This is a genomic window from Variovorax sp. EBFNA2, assembly GCF_033802765.1.
GTDB lineage: Bacteria > Pseudomonadota > Gammaproteobacteria > Burkholderiales > Burkholderiaceae_C > Variovorax > Variovorax paradoxus_H.
Window position 1 is genome coordinate 804,529 of record NZ_CP138497.1, and the last position, 16,996, is coordinate 821,524.

The 16,996-nt window shown below is 66.7% G+C and carries 16 protein-coding genes; 4 read left to right on the plus strand and 12 right to left on the minus strand.

From position 1 onward, the window contains the following. Window positions 1-9: 9 nt before the first annotated feature. Window positions 10-1,002 (minus strand): tripartite tricarboxylate transporter substrate binding protein, encoded by a 993-nt coding sequence (locus RZE79_RS34135; protein WP_319361864.1) that lies wholly within the window; start codon window positions 1,000-1,002, stop codon window positions 10-12. 102 nt (window positions 1,003-1,104) lie between these two features. Here RZE79_RS34135 and RZE79_RS34140 point away from each other — a divergent pair, with 102 nt between their 5' ends. Beyond that, entirely contained in the window at window positions 1,105-1,983 is an 879-nt protein-coding gene (locus tag RZE79_RS34140) for a LysR substrate-binding domain-containing protein (protein WP_319361865.1), read from the plus strand. Between the two features lie 136 nt (window positions 1,984-2,119). On the opposite strand, the gene RZE79_RS34145 is transcribed toward RZE79_RS34140, so the two are convergent. From RZE79_RS34145 to RZE79_RS34165, 5 genes are read right to left on the minus strand one after another with little or no spacing between them, the layout of a single operon-like run. After that, window positions 2,120-2,872 carry an ABC transporter ATP-binding protein gene (locus RZE79_RS34145; RefSeq protein ID WP_319361866.1) on the minus strand — a complete coding sequence of 251 codons (753 nt, stop codon included), beginning with the start codon at window positions 2,870-2,872 and terminating at the stop codon, window positions 2,120-2,122. Further along, a complete protein-coding gene (locus RZE79_RS34150; protein WP_319361867.1) occupies window positions 2,862-3,695 on the minus strand; it encodes an ABC transporter permease subunit in 834 nt (277 codons plus the stop codon). The genes RZE79_RS34145 and RZE79_RS34150 overlap by 11 nt, the downstream gene beginning before the upstream one ends. After that, window positions 3,695-4,672: a PhnD/SsuA/transferrin family substrate-binding protein gene (locus RZE79_RS34155; RefSeq protein ID WP_319361868.1), complete on the minus strand. Its 978-nt coding sequence runs from the start codon at window positions 4,670-4,672 to the stop codon at window positions 3,695-3,697. Before RZE79_RS34155 ends, RZE79_RS34150 begins: the two co-directional genes overlap by 1 nt. A 52-nt stretch (window positions 4,673-4,724) precedes the next feature. Beyond that, window positions 4,725-5,642: a TauD/TfdA family dioxygenase gene (locus RZE79_RS34160; RefSeq protein WP_319361869.1), complete on the minus strand. Its 918-nt coding sequence runs from the start codon at window positions 5,640-5,642 to the stop codon at window positions 4,725-4,727. 35 nt (window positions 5,643-5,677) lie between these two features. Beyond that, window positions 5,678-6,487, minus strand: a complete 810-nt coding sequence (locus tag RZE79_RS34165; protein ID WP_319361870.1) for a rhodanese-like domain-containing protein — start codon at window positions 6,485-6,487, stop codon at window positions 5,678-5,680. Window positions 6,488-6,722: 235 nt separating this feature from the next. Here RZE79_RS34165 and RZE79_RS34170 point away from each other — a divergent pair, with 235 nt between their 5' ends. After that, window positions 6,723-8,165, plus strand: a complete 1,443-nt coding sequence (locus RZE79_RS34170) for an MFS transporter (protein WP_319361871.1) — start codon at window positions 6,723-6,725, stop codon at window positions 8,163-8,165. Between the two features lie 21 nt (window positions 8,166-8,186). Continuing rightward, on the plus strand, window positions 8,187-8,723 hold the full coding sequence (locus RZE79_RS34175; protein ID WP_319361872.1) for a MarR family transcriptional regulator: 537 nt from the start codon (window positions 8,187-8,189) through the stop codon (window positions 8,721-8,723). A 12-nt stretch (window positions 8,724-8,735) separates the two neighbouring features. Here RZE79_RS34175 and RZE79_RS34180 read toward each other — a convergent pair whose 3' ends face one another. Continuing rightward, window positions 8,736-8,978 (minus strand): hypothetical protein, encoded by a 243-nt coding sequence (locus RZE79_RS34180; protein ID WP_319361873.1) that lies wholly within the window; start codon window positions 8,976-8,978, stop codon window positions 8,736-8,738. A gap of 129 nt (window positions 8,979-9,107) precedes the next feature. On the opposite strand from RZE79_RS34180, the gene RZE79_RS34185 reads away from it, so the two are divergent. Beyond that, entirely contained in the window at window positions 9,108-9,608 is a 501-nt protein-coding gene (locus RZE79_RS34185; RefSeq protein ID WP_319361874.1) for an SET domain-containing protein-lysine N-methyltransferase, read from the plus strand. A 551-nt stretch (window positions 9,609-10,159) separates the two neighbouring features. Here the strand turns inward: RZE79_RS34185 and RZE79_RS34190 are convergent. From RZE79_RS34190 to RZE79_RS34210, 5 genes are all read right to left on the minus strand, one after another. Beyond that, complete coding sequence (locus tag RZE79_RS34190) at window positions 10,160-11,419, minus strand: PepSY-associated TM helix domain-containing protein (RefSeq protein WP_319361875.1); 1,260 nt, start codon at window positions 11,417-11,419, stop codon at window positions 10,160-10,162. A 5-nt stretch (window positions 11,420-11,424) separates the two neighbouring features. Beyond that, entirely contained in the window at window positions 11,425-13,911 is a 2,487-nt protein-coding gene (locus RZE79_RS34195) for a TonB-dependent siderophore receptor (RefSeq protein ID WP_319361876.1), read from the minus strand. A 135-nt stretch (window positions 13,912-14,046) separates the two neighbouring features. Further along, entirely contained in the window at window positions 14,047-15,018 is a 972-nt protein-coding gene (locus RZE79_RS34200) for a FecR domain-containing protein (RefSeq protein ID WP_319361877.1), read from the minus strand. A gap of 40 nt (window positions 15,019-15,058) precedes the next feature. Further along, on the minus strand, window positions 15,059-15,535 hold the full coding sequence (locus tag RZE79_RS34205) for a sigma-70 family RNA polymerase sigma factor (protein WP_319361878.1): 477 nt from the start codon (window positions 15,533-15,535) through the stop codon (window positions 15,059-15,061). A 274-nt stretch (window positions 15,536-15,809) separates the two neighbouring features. Beyond that, window positions 15,810-16,949 (minus strand): pyridoxal phosphate-dependent aminotransferase, encoded by a 1,140-nt coding sequence (locus RZE79_RS34210; RefSeq protein ID WP_319361879.1) that lies wholly within the window; start codon window positions 16,947-16,949, stop codon window positions 15,810-15,812. Window positions 16,950-16,996: the final 47 nt, after the last annotated feature.

Here is a 16,996-nt window from a genome sequence, read left to right on the forward strand (position 1 = left end):
CATCTGCGTTCAGTCGTTCTGGATCTGGAGCTTGGTGATCAGCGGTCCCCATACCCGGGTGGCCTCGGCCATCGCCGCCTTCAGGGCGCCGGGGCCGGCAGGCATCGGCTCCACCATCATGGTGTCCAGCTTGGCCTTGACGGAAGGATCGGCCCAGAACTTGCGCGTCTCGGCGTCGAGCCGGTCCACGATCGCCTTCGGCGTGCCCGCCGGCACGACCAGGCCGTACCAGCCGGACACCGGAAAATCTTTGAAACCGGCTTCGGCGATCGTCGGAACATCGGGGAATGCCGCCGCCCTCTTTGCGCCGAAGAGCACCACGGGATTGACCTTCTTCATCTGGACGTTGCCGACCGTGGACGAGGCCACGTCGGCGACGAAATCGAGCTGCCCGCCGAGCAGGTCAATCGTGGCCGGCGCCATGCCCTTGTAGGGCACGTGCAGCAGGTCAAGCCCGAAATGTTCGGCCGTCAGGGCCACGAACAGGTGGGTCGAATTCCCCTTGCCCGCGGAGCCGTACCGGACTTCGCCGGGCTTCGCCTTGGCCTTGGCGATCAGCTCCGGCAGCGTCTTGATGCCCGACGCCGGAGCGGCCTGGATCAGCAGCGGAACATTGGCGAGCAGCGTCACCGGTTCGAAATCCTTGTCCGGGTCGTAGCCGAGCTTCTTGTAGGAGAACTTGTTGAACGTCAGCGTCGAGATGCCGCCGTAGAACACGGTGTAGCCATCGGCCGGCTGGCGCGAGGCCTGGATGGCGCCAATCGAGCCATTGGCTCCCGCGCGGTTGTCGATGACGACGGTCGTGCCCATCGACTTGCCGACGAACTCGCCCCACATGCGGCCCAAGGCATCGGCCGCACCGCCGGCGGCGAAAGGCACGACCAACTGGATCGGCTTGCTCGGATACGTCTGGGCATGGGCGTTCAGGCCCAGCAGGGCGGCGCCGCTCAGCATAGCGAGCGCGAGGCCCTTGCGAAGAAGACAGTGGTAGTTCGAGGACATCTGGATGTGACGGAAGGATGAATGACGCGCCGATTGTTGTGCGCCACCCTCCGCACGGAAAGTGACAGAATCAGCATGAGGTATTAGCTCGTTGCATATCACGTGAGGATCCACTCCCCTTCCCTGCCGGAACTCCACGCCTTCGTGGCGGTGGCGCGCACGGGCAGCCTCACGGCCGCTGCCCAGCACCTGAGTGTCACGCAGGGGGCGGTCAGTCATGCCATCCAGCGGCTCGAGGTTCATCTCGGGCTGCAGCTGTTCGATCGGCACCGGCGCGGGAGCGCGTTGAACGCTGCGGGCCAGGCGTACTTCGATGCGGTCGCGCCGGCGCTGGATGCGCTGGAGACCGCGAGCGCCCGCGCGCGAGGCCAGGAAGACCCTGACCTGCTGCGCATCGCGGTGATCCCGACATTCGCGAGCCACTGGCTCATCCGAAGGCTGCCCCGCTTTCGCGAACTGCACCCGAAGGTGCGCCTCGATTTCGTGCCGTATCAGCGGGAACACCTCTTCACCTTCCCGAACATGCACGCCACCATCCGCGGCGGGGACGGCACCTTTCCCGAGGGCGTCGAGGGCGCCTACCTGACAGGGCGTCTGATCGTGCCGGTGCTGCGGCCGGACGCCGGCTGCATCACGCAACCGGCTGACCTCCAGCATGGCCCGCTTCTGTTCCATACCAATCAGCCCGATGCGTGGAAGATCTGGTTCACCGCTCTGGGCTGTCCCGCCAGCGACCTGCAGCTTGCACATGGTTTCGATCAGGTGAGCCAACTTCTCGAGGCCGCAGCTGCAGGGTTGGGTGCGGCGATCGTCCAGCGATGTCTGGTGGGTGACTACATCGATGACGGAAGATTGCGCATTGCGTGGGATGCCGAGGTGATCAACTCACGTGGCTACTACCTCGCCTATCCCTTCCACCGACGCTTGCATCCACCACTTGCAGCCTTCCAAAAGTGGATTCTTGAGGAGGTGAATATCTAGTCCTACTGCGTCAAGAGAGGTCTTGCTCTTGCTCTTGCGCAGCAGGCACTATCACTGGCGTTCCGTTCGCGCGCGCGGGCTCACTTCCCCGTACGAAACTGCATCGACTTCAAGCGCGTATCAGTGGTACGGCACGCTAGTGCGATAGAGCTGCCATGACCGCACGGTGCACGGCGAATAGCGCCGGGTCCTCGGGGTTGCGCGGCCGCGCAACCTCCACGTCGATCACCGCTGAGAAGTGCGCCGGATGTCCACTCATCACATAGATGCGGTCGGCCAAAAAAGCCGCCTCCATCATGTTGTGCGTGACCAGGATGCCGGTAGGCCGCGGCTGCGCGCCGTCCAGCCATAGGTCCTGCAGCAGCTGGCGCAAACGCCGCGCCGTCAGTTCGTCGAGCGCACTGAATGGCTCGTCCAGAAGCAGCACATCCGGGCGCAGCGCGAACGCACGCGCGATGGCGACGCGTTGCTTCTGCCCGCCGGACAGGAACTGCGGATAGCTCAACGCATGCTCCTGCAGCTCCACGCGAGCCAACAACGCGGCGGCGACGGCCTTCGGCTCGCCTTGTGGCGGCCGGTCGCGGTCGAACACCAGCTTGATGTTGTCCTCCACCGTGAGCCAGTCCACCAGCCGCGGCTGCTGGAATACCACGCTCAGGTCAATGCTGTCACGCTCGCGCTCGAAGCGCACCTCGCCGCGCGATGGCAGATCGAGCCCCGCCACCAAATTCAGCAAAGTGGATTTACCACAACCCGACGGCCCGACCAGGGCCACCAGTTCGCCGGCGCGCACGGTCATGCCCAGTCCGTCGAAGATGATGCGACCCGGTTCGCCGGTCGGACTAGCAAAGCTCTTCTTCAGGTCGCGCAGGACGATTTCACTGCTCATGGACGGACACCTTCTTCCAATGGTTCGCATGCTTGTCGAGCGGTCGGAAAATGGCGTGCTCCACGAGGAGCATGGCGAGCCAGAACGCCAGCGTCCAAGCGATCACGCCCTCCACGTTCTGGGTGCTGAACTGTGCATTGAGCTGGTAGCCCACGCCGTCGGACATGCCGAAGATTTCCACCAGCACGATGACTTTCCAGGCAATGGAAAAGCCAACGCGGCAGCCCGAGACCAGGAAGGCATACAGCAGCGGTAGCCAGACGCGCCGCAGCACGGCCACTCGGCGCAGCCGGAACACGCGGGTCATCTCCACCGTCTCCAGGCTCAGCGAGCGCACGCCCTGCTGCACCGCGATGACCAGCGAGGGCAGCACGCCGAGCGCCACCGAGATCACGGGCGACCACATGCTCACGCCGAACCAAATCACGCACAGCAGCGCCCATACCAGCCCCGGCACGGTGAGGCCGAGAATGATCCCGGGCTCGAAGAAGCGCGCGGTGTTGTGCGACACGGCAGACCCAATGCCGATAGGCAGCGCAACCACCAGGGCCAGTAGGAAACCGAGCGACATGCGCACGAAGGTGGTCCAGATCTCGCTGAACGCAAAGCCGTCCACTGTGATCTTCTGCAGCTCGCGGAAGATGGGCACGGTGCCCGGCACCAGCGGCGAGTTCAGCCAGCGCGCCATCAATTCCCAACACACCACCAGCAGCACGAAGAAAGTCGCCTGCGGCCACATGTTCAGCGCCACGCGGCGCAGCCGCAGCCAGCCGTTCAGGCCGGACGGTGGCTGGGGCGACAGGGTGTTGGCAGTCGCCGGCATCACAGCTGCCGGTAGATCTTGGCCACCGGCGCCCGCTCAAGGATCCCCAGCCGCGTGGCAACTTCGATTTGCTTGTCGATAGTCGCGAAGACCTGCTCGTCCCAACGCGTGGCGTAGGACGGCGCCAGTCGCTCGGCCAGCAGGGCCGACGCCCGCGTCTCCTCGGCCTTCAGGCCGATCTCGGCCGAGATCGCGGTCAGCACCTGCGGTTGCTGGCGGATGGCACCATTGACGCGCTTGAACAGGTCGACCACCTTGAGCGCCGTCTCGCGATTGCTATCCAGCCATTTGCGACTGGCCGCCAGACCGACCAGGATCGGATCCTCAGTGAGGCCGGTGGCTTGCTTCCAGGTGTCCGCCACGCGGGCGATCTCGCGCGCGCCGCGGCCGACCAGCCGGGTGGCCGTGGGCTCCAGCGTGATGATGGCGTCCACGTCACCGCGCTCGAACAGCGCCAGGTTGGCTGTCGGCGAGCCAAAGATGACCTTCACATCCTTCTTGAGGTCGATGCCCGAGAGCGAGGCGGCGATGCGTGCCTGCTGCCATGTTTCGCTGGTCTCGGCCGTCGAGGCGATGGTCTTGCCGATCAGATCACGCGGCGCCTTGTACGGGCTGTCGGCCGGCACGATCCAACGGCCGTGATTGTTGAGCGCGGGGCCGAACAACTCGATGTCGCTGCCGCGGTTGGCCAGCGTGGCCAAGCCGACGGCGCCAAACACGCCGATATCCAGCGTGCCGGCGCTGAGCTGGGTCTGCATCTTGCCGGGGTCGGCCACCACCCACTGCAGCTGCAAGGCGGGGTCGGTCTGCAGCTTCAGTCGTTCGATGACCGGGCGCCATGCCGAACCGGCACTGCCCGGCGAAGGCAGCGTGATGCGCACCGATTTGCCCTGGGCGGCAGCGATGCGACTGAAGGTGGCACCCAGGCCGGCGATGCCGGCCGCGGTTGCGGTCTGGAGGAGTTTTCTGCGGTTCATGATGGGAAAGCTAAGGCCAGCCCGCGTCGCAGGTCGGCCGGCGGAAAAGAATTCACTCGACGACTGCACGGTGCAGCAGCCGGTGGCCACTGCCGAAATCGCCAACGCCACGGTGCTGCACGGTGCGGTTGTCCCAGATCAGCGCCGTGCCCTGTTGCCAGCGAAAGCGCGTCTGCACGTCCGGCGAGCGCACCAGGTCGAACAGCACCTCCAGCAGGCCCTGGCTGGCCGAGCGCGACAGGCCCAGGATGCGCTGGGTGTAAAGCTCGTTGGCATAGATCTGCTTGCGCCCTGTCTCGGGGTGCACGCGGATCAGCGGCGCCTCGATCGGCGGGTTCTTGGCGCGTTGCGCGGCCAGTTCGGCCGCATCCTGGTAGGCCAGGGTCAGGAAGCCCTGAGTCTCCACGTCGTGCACGGCGGTCAGCGTCTCCAGGTAGCGGGCCAGCAGCGGGTCCAGCAGGTCGTAGGCGGCCGTGGCGTTGGTGAAGAGTGTGTCGCCACCGAAGGTCGGCACCTTCTGGCCGAACAGGGCCGTGAAGCGCGGCGGCTCGTGGCGAAAGGCCTGGTCGATGTGCCAGATGTAGTTCATCCGGGTCTTCTTGACCTTCGAGTCGATGCTGTTGACCTTGTTGTCGTTGCCCTGGGTCGCCGGCGTGTGCGGCGTGTTCATCAGTCGCGCCGTGCCGAACAGGCCGGCCAGCTGGCCAAAATGCTCGGCGGATACGGTGCCAGGCTCGAATGCCAGGAAGCCGTAGCGCAACAGGCCCGCATAGAGCAGTGCGCGCACTGCCTCGGTGGGCGGCGTGCCGTCGTCCAGGCGCAGGCCGCGCACATGGGCGCCGACCACAGGTGAGTAGGGCTCCAGCGTGACGCCCTCGAGTTGTTCCAACGCGCCGAGGTATTGCTCCACGGCCAGGATTCGGGGCTGGACGGCGTCCAGACGTTGTTCTTCAATCAGCAGCGCGCTCATGTTCGGTGCTTCGTTCTCGTGGATGGAAGGGAGGTTCAGGCGGCCGTGGCTGCGGGCTCGCCACTCTCGACAGGCAGGTCATCGCGATTGCCCCATTCGCTCCAGGACGCGGGGTAGACCGCCGTGTCCTGATGGCCAGCCAGCTGCAAGGCGATGAAGGTGCGCGCCGCGCGCCCACCGCCTCCGCAGTACGCGACCAACCGCTGGTCAGGCGTGGCCAGCACAGCGAAGCCCTGGACCAGTTCCGCCAGCGGGCGGAAGCGGCCTGCGACATCGACCTCCTGGCGCGTGTCCCAGTGACGCGCTCCGGGAATGCGGCCGTTGCGGCGTGCGTTGGAGCGCTCGCCGAGGAATTCCACGCGTTCGCGCGCATCTACCAGCGCACCGGCACCAAGTTGCTGCACTTGCTCGGCGCTGGCCAGCCACGCCGACATCGGGCGCAATGCGAATCGGGTCGCCGTGACGGCCGGCGCCTCGTGCACCAAAGCCGGCGCAGGCAGCCCGGCCAGGCCGCCATCGAGCAGCAGCACCTGCTGCACGCCAGCGTAGCCCAGGGCCCAGGCTACGCGCGAGATGTTCACCTCGCCCGCCGCGCCGACCACCAGCACCCGGCTCCGCGCCACGATGCCCAGGCCCGAGAGAAGCTGAACCAGCAGCGCTTGGAACCGCGCCACGGCCGCGGCATCGGTGGACGGTATCGCCAGCACGCCGGCGTCCAGGTGGCGGGCACCGGCCAGGTGGCCAGCCCAGTAGTCGCTGGCCGGACGCACGTCGACGATGATGAGATCGGCTGCGGTGCGATGCCGCGCCAGCCAGTCGGCGTCGGCAAGGGAGAAGACGGTCATGGGTGCGGATGCGTTGAAGGGTGAAGGGCGGAACAGTTAGCAAGCTAACCATGTGGACGGCATGTCGAAAGCAGCGGGCATCCTAGGCGGCGCCTGCGCATCGTCCAACGACCCAAAGCGAGGAGCGATATGCGGTTTTCGAGTAAGCCAGCGCATGCCGCCCCCGCACAATCGGACCGCTTCGGCCCTCGCGGCCCGCGCCGCCGGCCACCCGCGCCAACGCCCCATCCCCGCCATGCCATCCGTCGATCCCGAATCCCCCGTAGGCGTTGCCGCGCCCTCCACGTCCTGGCGGCCTCTGTCGCTGCTGGTGGGCCTGGCGTTCTTCATGGAGCAACTGGACTCGACCATCATCGCGCCGGCCATCCCGGACATCGCGATGGCTTTCGGTGTCGCCCCGCTCAGCCTGAACTTGACGATGACGGTCTACCTCCTCTGCGCGGTGGTCTTCATTCCCACCGGCGGCCACCTGGCGGCCCGCTGGGGGACGCGCACGGTATTCCGCGCCGCCATCTGGCTGTTCGTGGCCAGCTCGGTGCTGTGCGCGCTGGCACCCGACCTGACGACACTGGCGGTGGCGCGCGCGCTGCAGGGCGTGGGCGCCGCTCTGATGGTGCCGGTAGGCCGCATGGCCATCGTGCACAGCGCGCCGCGCGGCCAGCTGGTGCTGGCGCTGGCCTGGATGATCACGCCGGCCATGCTAGGCCCTCTGCTCGGCCCACCGCTCGGCGGCCTGATCACCACGTGGTGGTCCTGGCATGGCATCTTCCTGATCAACGTACCGATCGGCTTGGCCGGGCTGTGGGCCGCCGAGCGCTGGATGCCGCAGATCCGCCAGCCCGCCGAGGCGCGCTTCGACCTGCTGGCTTGGACGCTGCTGGCGCTGATCCTTGCGCTGGTGATCGGCGCGCTGGAGGCCGTGCGCCACGTACGTGACACAGCCGGCCTGGCCTGGGCTGCGGTCATCGGCACGGCCGCCTGTGCAGGGTTGGTGCTGGCGTACCGACACCGCAGCCGGCGGGCGGTGCCCCTGCTCGCGTTCGACCTGCTGCGCGTGACCACATTCCGCACTTCGTTCTGGGCCGGCGCGCTGGTGCGCGTGGGCTATGGCGCGCTGCCCTTCCTGCTGCCGCTGATGCTGCAGGTGGCGCTGGGCTTCTCGGCATTGCAGAGCGGGCTGGCGCTGCTGGCCAGCGGGGCCGTGGCCTTTGTGACAAAGACGCAGACGGCCGGCATGCTGCGGCGCTGGGGCTTTCGACGCGTGCTGCTGATCAACGGCGTGCTGTGCGCGGCAGGTCTGGCGGCCTGTGCAACATTCCAGGCATCGTGGGGGCTCGTAGCCATCACGCTGGTGGCCTCGGTCGCCGGTTTCTTCCGCTCGATCCAATTCAATGCGCTGGCCGCCATCGCCTATTCCGGGCTGCGACCGCAGCAGGTGGCACCGGCCACCACGCTCAACACCATGGGCCAACAGCTCGGCGTGACCCTCGGCATCTCGCTGTCGGCCCTGGTGGTGGATCTGGCGGCGCAATGGGGCGGTCGGGCGCAGCCTGCCGCAATCGATTTCGCCTGGGCTTTCGGGCTGGTGGCGCTGACGGCATTGGCGGCGCTGCCCCACTACCTGCGGCTGCCGGCGCATGCCGGGGCCGACCTGAGCGGACACCGGGCCCCGGTCTAAGCCCACAACGGAGACGCACCCATGTCACTGAATCTCACGGCCCAAACGAACGGCCCCATCGCTTTCGATCTGCCGTCTCCCCCTGGTGTGCCGATGCTGGCCGAATTGCTGTACGGGCGGCCTGGCTTCCTGCTGCGTCGCGCACACCAGATATCCGTCTCGATCTTCGAGGAGACCTGCAGCCCGCTGGCGCTGACGCCAGGCCAGTTCTCCGTATTGGCCGTGCTGCGGGCTGACCCGACGCTGGACCAGTCCTCGGTGGCGCGCGCGATCGGCCTGGACAAGGTCACCGTGTCGCTGCTGCTGCGCGGGCTGGAAGCTCGCGGCTTGGTTCACCGCCGGCCGGACCTGAAGAACCGGCGCCGCCGCGTGCTGACCCTGACACCGCAGGGCCAAGACCTAATGCGGCGCTCGCGCGGGCCGACCGACGCGGCCTACGAGCGCCTGATGGCACCGTTCGACGCGCAGCAGCGTGCTTCGCTACTGCAGCTGCTGCAGCAATTGGTAAGCACGCTGGAGCCTTGCTCGCGCGCGCCGCTGCTGCCTTTGCAGCGGTGACGCGCCGCAAGGTCAGGCCTGTAGGTCCGTGAACGCCACGCGTTCGCGCGCCAGTTCCCGCAGTTCAGCCTTGCGCACCTTCCCCGCGCCATTGCGGGGCAGGACATCTACGAAGAACAGGTGCTTGGGCTTTTTGTAGCGGGCGATGCGCGTCTTGCTGAAATCATGGATCGCCTGCACGCTGACGCCACTGCCTGGGCGCCGCTCGATGGAGGGCGACCGCCTCGCCGAAAATCGCGTCAGGAATGCCGACAACGGCGGCTTCCGCCACGTCCTAGTGTTCCACCAGAACCTGCGCGACTGCAACGACTCGGAGGAGATTCCCTCATCGTGGCCTGCATTTTGCGTGGAACGGAGCCCTCCGAGTCATTTCGCCCCTGCACCATGTCAGTTGAAGTCTGCCCCCTCATCGAAATCCGCACCAGCGCCGTGCACGGACTAGGAGGGTTTGCGATTCGCGATATTTCATCAGGCACATGCGTGGGAATTTACGCGGGCCGTCGCTTCAGCGAAGCGCAATTGCTTGACGAGGACTGGACTGATTGGGACAGTGGGCAGACGTATTTGTTTGCCCTCTCCGATGGCACGACGATCGATGGTGCTCAAGGCGGCAACGCCACGCGATACCTGAATCATGCGTGTAATCCAAACTGTCTGGCGGTTGAGGAAGTAGATCCAACTGGAAAGATCATCGTACGCGTCGTCGCGACAGAAGCTGTCCCCATGGGCGCTGAACTGCTTCTGGACTACGGCCTCATCATCGACGCGAGCGAAAAAGCGTCGGACTATCCATGTCAATGCGGAACGCCATCATGTCGGGGGTCTATGGCAGCGCTCCACACATTGGGGCAGGATAAGAATCCGACGAAAAGTCGCCGGTCTTAGCGCAGCAATCCGGCAGTCCTGAAGCCTGCTCTCACGCCTGGCCTCCTCTGGCAGACCATTGAACCGCCGGAATATGACGTCAGCGGCGTCACCTTCGTATCGCTTCACCGCTCGATGCGAGCACGCAGTGCATCTCCTTTGCGGTGAACGGCGCGGCTGGCCGACGATGTCTTCGTGCGCAGGCAATGATTGGGCCGGCCAAGCTGCACCCATGAAGATGACCGGTCGTTCAGCGTGCCGCTCAACCGCGGCCGCCGTTCGGGTCATCAGTCGCGTCTTGAGTCGGTTCTGATATGTGTACATCCCTTTCTCGCAACCTCGGAGATCTGCATCCATCCGGATATTTCCCGTCCAAGGGTGCGGACGAAAACTTGGACGACCAGGAGACGTCATGAATGTCTCCCTGCCTACGGCAGCACAAGCGCCATAGGAGTACAGAGATGAGCAGCGTGACTATTGGCTGACGATCGAGCAGCCGGGCACTGATTGATCGGCGTGGAAGTGTTTGTTCCACGAGGGGATACAAGAGCCTCCCCTGCTGCGATTCGACGTCAGAGCGCGCGAGCTCTTCGCATGTGCCGCGTGGTGCTAGCGCTGCCGCGAGCCCTGCGCTTGCGCTCCCAGATCACCACCCCCGTCACGCTGAGCACCGTCACGACGAGGCCGAGCACGCAGAGGAACAGCTTCATCGGCCAGCCCCACATCGAGGCCATGTGCAGGTTGGTGAGCCACGTCTTGATGGTGTCGCCGGAGGCGGCGCCCGTCGGCAGCCACAGCCCCTTGAAGGCGCCGGAGGCGCCGTCCATCGCCATGCGCGTGTTGCCGCCCGGGCTGCGGACGTCGCGACTGCTCCTGACGTCATACCGGTACAGTCCGCGCACCGGGTCGTAGATCAGCGCTTTCTCGGCATGGACCTCGAAGCCGTGTTCGTGCGCCTGCTGTGCCATCAAGCGGCGCGCGCTCGAGAGTGCATCCGCCCAAGCCAGGGCCGGCTCAGGACGTGGCACCGCCAGCCTTGGAAGCGACTCAAGCCCGGGTTGATGTGCGAAGGCTGCTTTCATCGCCGGCTCGTATACCTGGGGAAGATTGAAGGCGACGCTGCTCCAGGCCAGTACGAACAGCATCGCCCACGTCCACAGGCCGCCGGCCCGGTGCAGGTCCACGTTCAGCCTGTAGCCACCGCTTCGGCGCAGCGTCCACGCCGGCCACCAGCGCACGAGCCACGGCCGTCGCCGGCGAGTGGCGGCCATGCGATGCGTTCGGTGGGATTTCGCTGGCAGCGTGAGGTAGGCGCCGACAAAGCAATCGATCGTCCACAGCAGCGCGACGATCCCGAATCCGATCGTTCCCACCACGCCCAATGCGAGGGAATAGTGCAGCCGGTAAATGAAGGGCATCAGGTTTTTCATCCCCTGCGACAGGTCGCCCCATTTGCGCTCCCCCAGCACCCGCCCGGTGTAAGGATCGACGAAGACCTGATCGTTGGGCAGCGCCTGCGCCGTGCGGTGCGCCCCACCCGGGGCGCTCCTGAGCATGAACAGCAGCGCGCGTCCGGGCTCCTGCGCGAGCGGCACGCGCAGGGCGAGCGCATGGGGATACGCTGCTTGCAGCCGTTCGCGGATCACGAGCGGGTCCAGCCTGCGGGCATCGGGCGATGGCGCAGCCACCCGGAACAACTGCGGACTGACGAAGGCCTCCAGCTCGTCGTTCCAGGCGAGCAGGCTGCCGGTCACGCCGGCGATGATCAGGAACCCTGCCAGCGCCAGCCCTACATACCGGTGCAGGCCGACCCAGAGGCTGCGCGTGCCCATGGGCCTCACCAGCGGTAGGTCAGCGTGCTGGTCAGTTGGCGCTCATCCCCGTAGCGGCAGATCGCGAACTCGCAGTAGGTGAACTTCTTGTTCGTCAGGTTGGTGAGGTTCGCCACGAGGTTCCACTGGCGATTGATGCGGTAGCTGAGCATCGCATCGAACAGCGTGTAGGCGGGCATCGGCCTGGGTATGCCGGACGGCTGCGTGGCGCCCTTGTAGCGCGCGCCGGCACCGAGCGTCAGCTGCGGCAGTCCGAGCGGTGCGAAGTTGTAGTCGACCCACAGCGCGGCCTGGTGATACGGGGTGTCTTCACTGCGTTGCCCGATCTCCGAAGCGATGGTGCTTCGCGTGGTGCGCGCATCGGTGTAGGCGTAGGAAGCGATCAGGCTCAGCGCCGGGGTCAGCTCGGCCTTGGCCTCCAGTTCGAATCCACGCGAGCGGACCTCGCCGGCCTGGCGGTAGGTGTCGCTGCCCGCGTCGTACTTCAGCACATCGGTCTGGGTCAGTTCATAGACGGCGGCGCTCGCAAGCAAATTGCTTCCCTCCGGCTGGTAGCGCACGCCTGCTTCGTACTGCTTGCCGCCCGTGGGCTTGAAGAGTGCGCCGCCCGCGTCGGCGACGGAGACCGGGAAGAAGGACTCGCTGTAGCTCACGTAGGGCGCCAGGCCGAACGCCGTCTTGTAGACGAGGCCGGCCCGCCAAGTCGAGGCCTCGTTGCCCTGTCCGGTTTTCGCCTGGTTGCGCCGCAGCGTCTGGTCTTGGTCGGCCCAGTCGTGGCGTGCGCCGAGCAGCACCGTCCAGCGGTCGTTCAGCCGGATCTGGTCCTGCAGGTAGATGCCCTTTTGCGTGGTGTCGATGCGCGAGCCGCGGTCCAGGCTGGCGCTGCGGTTGACGACCACGGGCTGGCCGTAGGCATGGCTGCGCAGGTCCAGCGACGGCGCGTTGCCGCGGAAGTTGCGCGAATCGTAGGAGGTCTTGTAGGCATCGATGCCCACCAGCAGCGTGTGTTCCGCGCCGAACAGCTGTTGCTTCGATTCGATGTGCAAGTCGCTCGCCAGGCCCTCGGCGCGTTCGCGCCGGTCGCTGTACTGGCGCTGAAGAATGCCCCGGGTCGATGCGGTACGGATCGCGGCGCTCGTCGTCTGCGCCTGCAGGTAGTTCCACTCGACGTCCGCGTTGAAGTAGCGCAGCTTGTGGCTCAGGCGTGTGCTGTCGCTGATGCGATGCGCGAGCTCGTAGCCCAGCGCAGACATCTCGCCCTTCATCTTGTCGTACGAGGGCTCGCCGATGAAATCCGTGCGGCCGATGCGAAACGCGCCGCTGCCCACGCCTTCGACCAACTGGTAAGGCAAAGGTGCCGGAAAGCGGCTGTCCGACTTTTGATAGAAGGACAGCAGCGTGAGCGTGGTGTCGGCATTGGGACGCCAGGTCAGCGATGGCGCGATGTAGAGCTTGTCGTCGTTCAGATGGTCCTGCGCGGTATTGCTCTCCCGGCCCAGCACCGTCAGGCGGTAGTCGAGCGTCTCGCTGCCGGGGACCGGGCCGCTGAAGTCGCCCGAAATCTGACGACGGGCATGGTTGCCAAGCTGCACGTTGAGTTCGCGCAGCGGCGTCGAAGTCGGCCGCTTGCTGATGGCATTGATCACCCCGCCCGGCGAGAGCTGGCCGTAGAGCACGGAAGCGGCCCCGCGCAGGACCTCGACGCGTTCCAGGCCGAAGGGCTCCTGGGTACCGTCGTACGAGTTGCTCTGCAGCCGCAGGCCATCGCGCAGCGACCCGCTGGTGGCCGACTCCACATCCATGCCGCGGATGCGGAACCGGTCCGCGGTGCGATTGAAGCTCGTGGGCTGGCTCGTGAAACCCGGCGTGTAGTTGAGGGCCTGGGACAGGGTCTCGGCCTGCCGGTTGCGCAGCTCGTCATTGGTTACGACGGAGATCGATTGCGGCGTCTCGATGATCGGCGTGTCGGTCTTGCTGCCGGTGGCGCTGCGCCTGGCCACGTAGCCGACCACCGGCCCGACGGCCGTTTCAGTGTCGAGGCTGGCCGTGACCGTGACCTCGGGCAGCGCCGACGCGCCCGCCGACGGCTGCGGTGCTCGCTGGATCGACATCGTCGCAGGGCCGCTGCGCACCGCGACGAGGCCCGAGTTCGTCAGCGCCTGGTCCAGCGCCTGCTGCAAGGTCAGACGCCCCTGCAGTGCGGGCGCCATCCTGCCCGCCAGAAGCGATCCTTCGGCGCCGATGGCCACGCCGGATTGGCGCGATAGCGAGTTCAGGGTCTGCGAGAGCGGCTGCGAGGGCAAGGCAAGCTGAAGGAGAGACGCGGGATCGGCCGCGCGCGGCTGTGCGCCCGCCTCGCCCGCAGGTGCAAGCGCGCCCAGCGCGACAGCGCAGGCCATCGCGATGGCGCACAGCGAGGTGCGGGGCGCGGCCGGCCGCAGCGTGCGTCCGGTCGATGCGTTCGGCTGGAAAGGTGTTTGTGGTCGGGTCATGAAGCAGGTCGTCGGTGAGTTCCTGCAGAAGACCGGCGAAGGCCCCAAACCCTGACAAACCCGATTGAAACTGTATGTATCAGAAGCAGAGAGCACGCGACCGACGTCGCCGCCCCAGACCGCCAACGCGGCCGATCAGCGCATCTCGATGGTGGCGGCGCCGCCGCCGGGCGCGTGGACCACGCGCACCGGAAGGATGTCGGGCAAGCCGGTGAGAAAGGCCTGTGGATTGCGCAGCGGAAAGCTGCCGCTCAGCCGCAGCGTCTCCAGCTGTGGGGAAGCGCCCAGACGCAGGGAGCGTTGCAGGTAGTCGTTCCAGCGCGCCAGCGCTTCGGGCAGCGGTGTGTTGTCGAAGACCAGCCAGCCTTGGCGCCACGCACCGACGGCATCGGGCTGCACCGGCATCGGTCGGCCCATGCCCTGCCCATCGGATTCGATCGCCTCGCCCCCCTGGAGGACAACCGCAGGTTCGCCCGCCATGTCGATCGGCGTCGTGCCTGCCCGGCTCGGCCAGACGCCGACGCGCCCTTGCGAGACGGCCACGCGCATGCGGTGCTCGCGTGCGCTCACGCTGAAGGTGGTCCCCAGCACCCGCACCCGTCCCCATTCGGTTGCGACGGTGAACGGGCGTTCGGCATCGGGCGTGACCTGGAAGCGGATCTCGCCCGCCTCCAGTCGGACCTCGCGCCGGTCGCGGTAGTAGACGATCGCTGCCCGGGTGCGCGCGGCCAGGCTCAGCTGGGTCCCATCGGGCAGGGTGCGTTCGAGCATCTGCGAATGCCCCGTGGCCAAGGCCACGGTGTAGACGGGTTGCTGCCAGTACCAGCCTGCGCCGCTTGCCAGCAGCGCGGCCAGGCCGCCGACACCCAGAAGACCGACGACGCGGCGCCGCGTCCGATCCGTCCCGGCCTGGCTGCGCGGCAGCGGGACGCTGTCGGCCAGTGCGCTGGCGTTCGTCGCGTCCCACAGCTGCTGTGCGGCTCGAACCGCATCGGCATGGCTCGCGTCGGTGTCGCGCCACTGCGCGAGCTCCGCCTGCGCGGCACGCGCCGCCTCAGGCTGCGCCTTGTGGATGCGGCCGATCAGCAGCAGGGCGTGCGCGATCATGGATCGGGTCGGCGGGGCCAGGGTCATTGCCTTGGGCCTTTCACGTGCGCGAGGGCGCGTAACCCGCGCAGTCGAAGATCCCGCGCATCACGTTGCGCTCCAGGGCAGATTCGCTCAGCCCCATGTGCTCGGCCGCTTCCTTGTAGGAATAGCCATGGATCCGCACCAGGATGAAGGCTTCGCGCCGTTTGCGTGGCATGACGGCCAGGCGCTCGATGAGCCTGTCCAATTGCTGGCGCGCGATCACCTGGCGCTCGAGCGTCGGTGCGCTGTCGCTGGAGATCAGGGCGAGTGTGTCGAGCATGCGCTGTTCGGCAGCACGCCGGGTCGTGGCGGTGGCCACGATGTTGCGGCCCGTGTGATAGAGCAACGCCCGCGGCTCCAGCACCGCGCCTCCGGCGTGTTCAAGCGCATACACGCGCAAGTAGGCTTCCTGCACCACATCGGCGGCCGCATCCCCGTCACGGGTCTGGCGGGTGAAATACCGCAGCAGTTCTCTGTAAAAGCGCTCGGGCACGATACACCTCAGCCAGTGAGACGGGGCAAGACTCCCCAGTTGGCTGAGATGCGGCGGGCGCTGATCTGTGGCGGGGGAGCGGAAGCAAAAATTATAGACAGTGGTGGGACATCAGGGCGTACCGCGCCGGATCACGGCTAGCGCTGGCCGGTCCCCGGGGTGCTTACAGAACCGCATGAGACACCTCGGCGTGGCGTGACGCGCCACCGCGGGTGCCAGAGCCGCCGCGCTGGCGTGTCCATCCCGATCCCCGGGGCATCGCGCACGATGCCCCTCAGACTCCGGCCCCATCGGCACTCCCCTGCACAAGGGCGACCGAGACGCACTCCAGCGCAATGGCCAGGTGCGTGAGCGTCGGCAGCCCGAAACCCAACCGAAACACCCAGGGGTCGTCCTCGAACCACGGCCCCGGCGCCACGCGCGCGCTGAACTTGGTCAACGTCGCGTAGAAACGCGCGATGCCCGAGGCATCGAAAACCTCGCGCTTGAGCCGCACGCAGCACAGTGCTCCGGCATCGGGGCGCACCCATTCGATGAAGGCGCCATGACGTGACACCCAGTTCTCGACGAGTTGCAGGTTTTCCGCGAGGAGTTTTCGGCGCTCGCCCAGGATGCGTTCGCGCTGCCTGAACACGGCCAGTGCGAGCGCTTCGTCCACCAGCGAGCATGAAATCACGGTGCTGAACTTGGCCGTCATCAGCGTCTGGCGCAGCGCGGCGTCACGCGTGATGGCCCAACCGATGCGCAGACCCGCCGAGCCGTGGCATTTGGACAGCGACGACACCGAGATCACCCGCTCGCCCAGCCTGGCCGCGCTCGGCGCGGCGACATCGCTGCCATAGGCCGCCTCGCGGTAGGTTTCGTCGACCACCAGCCACGCCTGGGGCGCGTGCTCGGCCAGCATCGCCACGATCTCGCGCAAGGTCGACGTCGGGATCGCAACGCCCGAGGGGTTCTGCGGCGAGGCCAGGCTCACGACCTTCGTCCTGGGGGACAGCAGCTTTCGCAGCGCATCGAGGCTGACCTGGTAGCCGGTGTCGAAGCTCAGCGGCAGCACGCGCGTGGTGGCGCCGACGGCGGCCAGCGCATTGCGTGGCAACGGAAACACAGGCTCGGTCACGATCGCTTCGTCGCCCGCCTGGCACAAGGTGAACGCGATGAGGAAAAGCGCGTGGGCACCGCCGACCGTGACCACCACGTCGTCGGCGTCGACGCCATGGTCCTTCGCGATTTCCTGGCGCAGTTCGGGGCTGCCCGCCGCCGTGCCGTAGTCCAGCGCAAAGTCGGCGCCGTCGCCGAAGGCGCTGTCGAGCAGTTCCGCCAGCCGCACGCTCGGCCCCACGCTTTCGGCAAGGTCGAAGCGGGGCGCCCTGCCGACCAGGGAGATGATCTTGTTGTCTGGAAACCGGGACATGAACTGCTGCTTGATCGGTTGCTGTCGATGCACCGATGTTGCAGTTT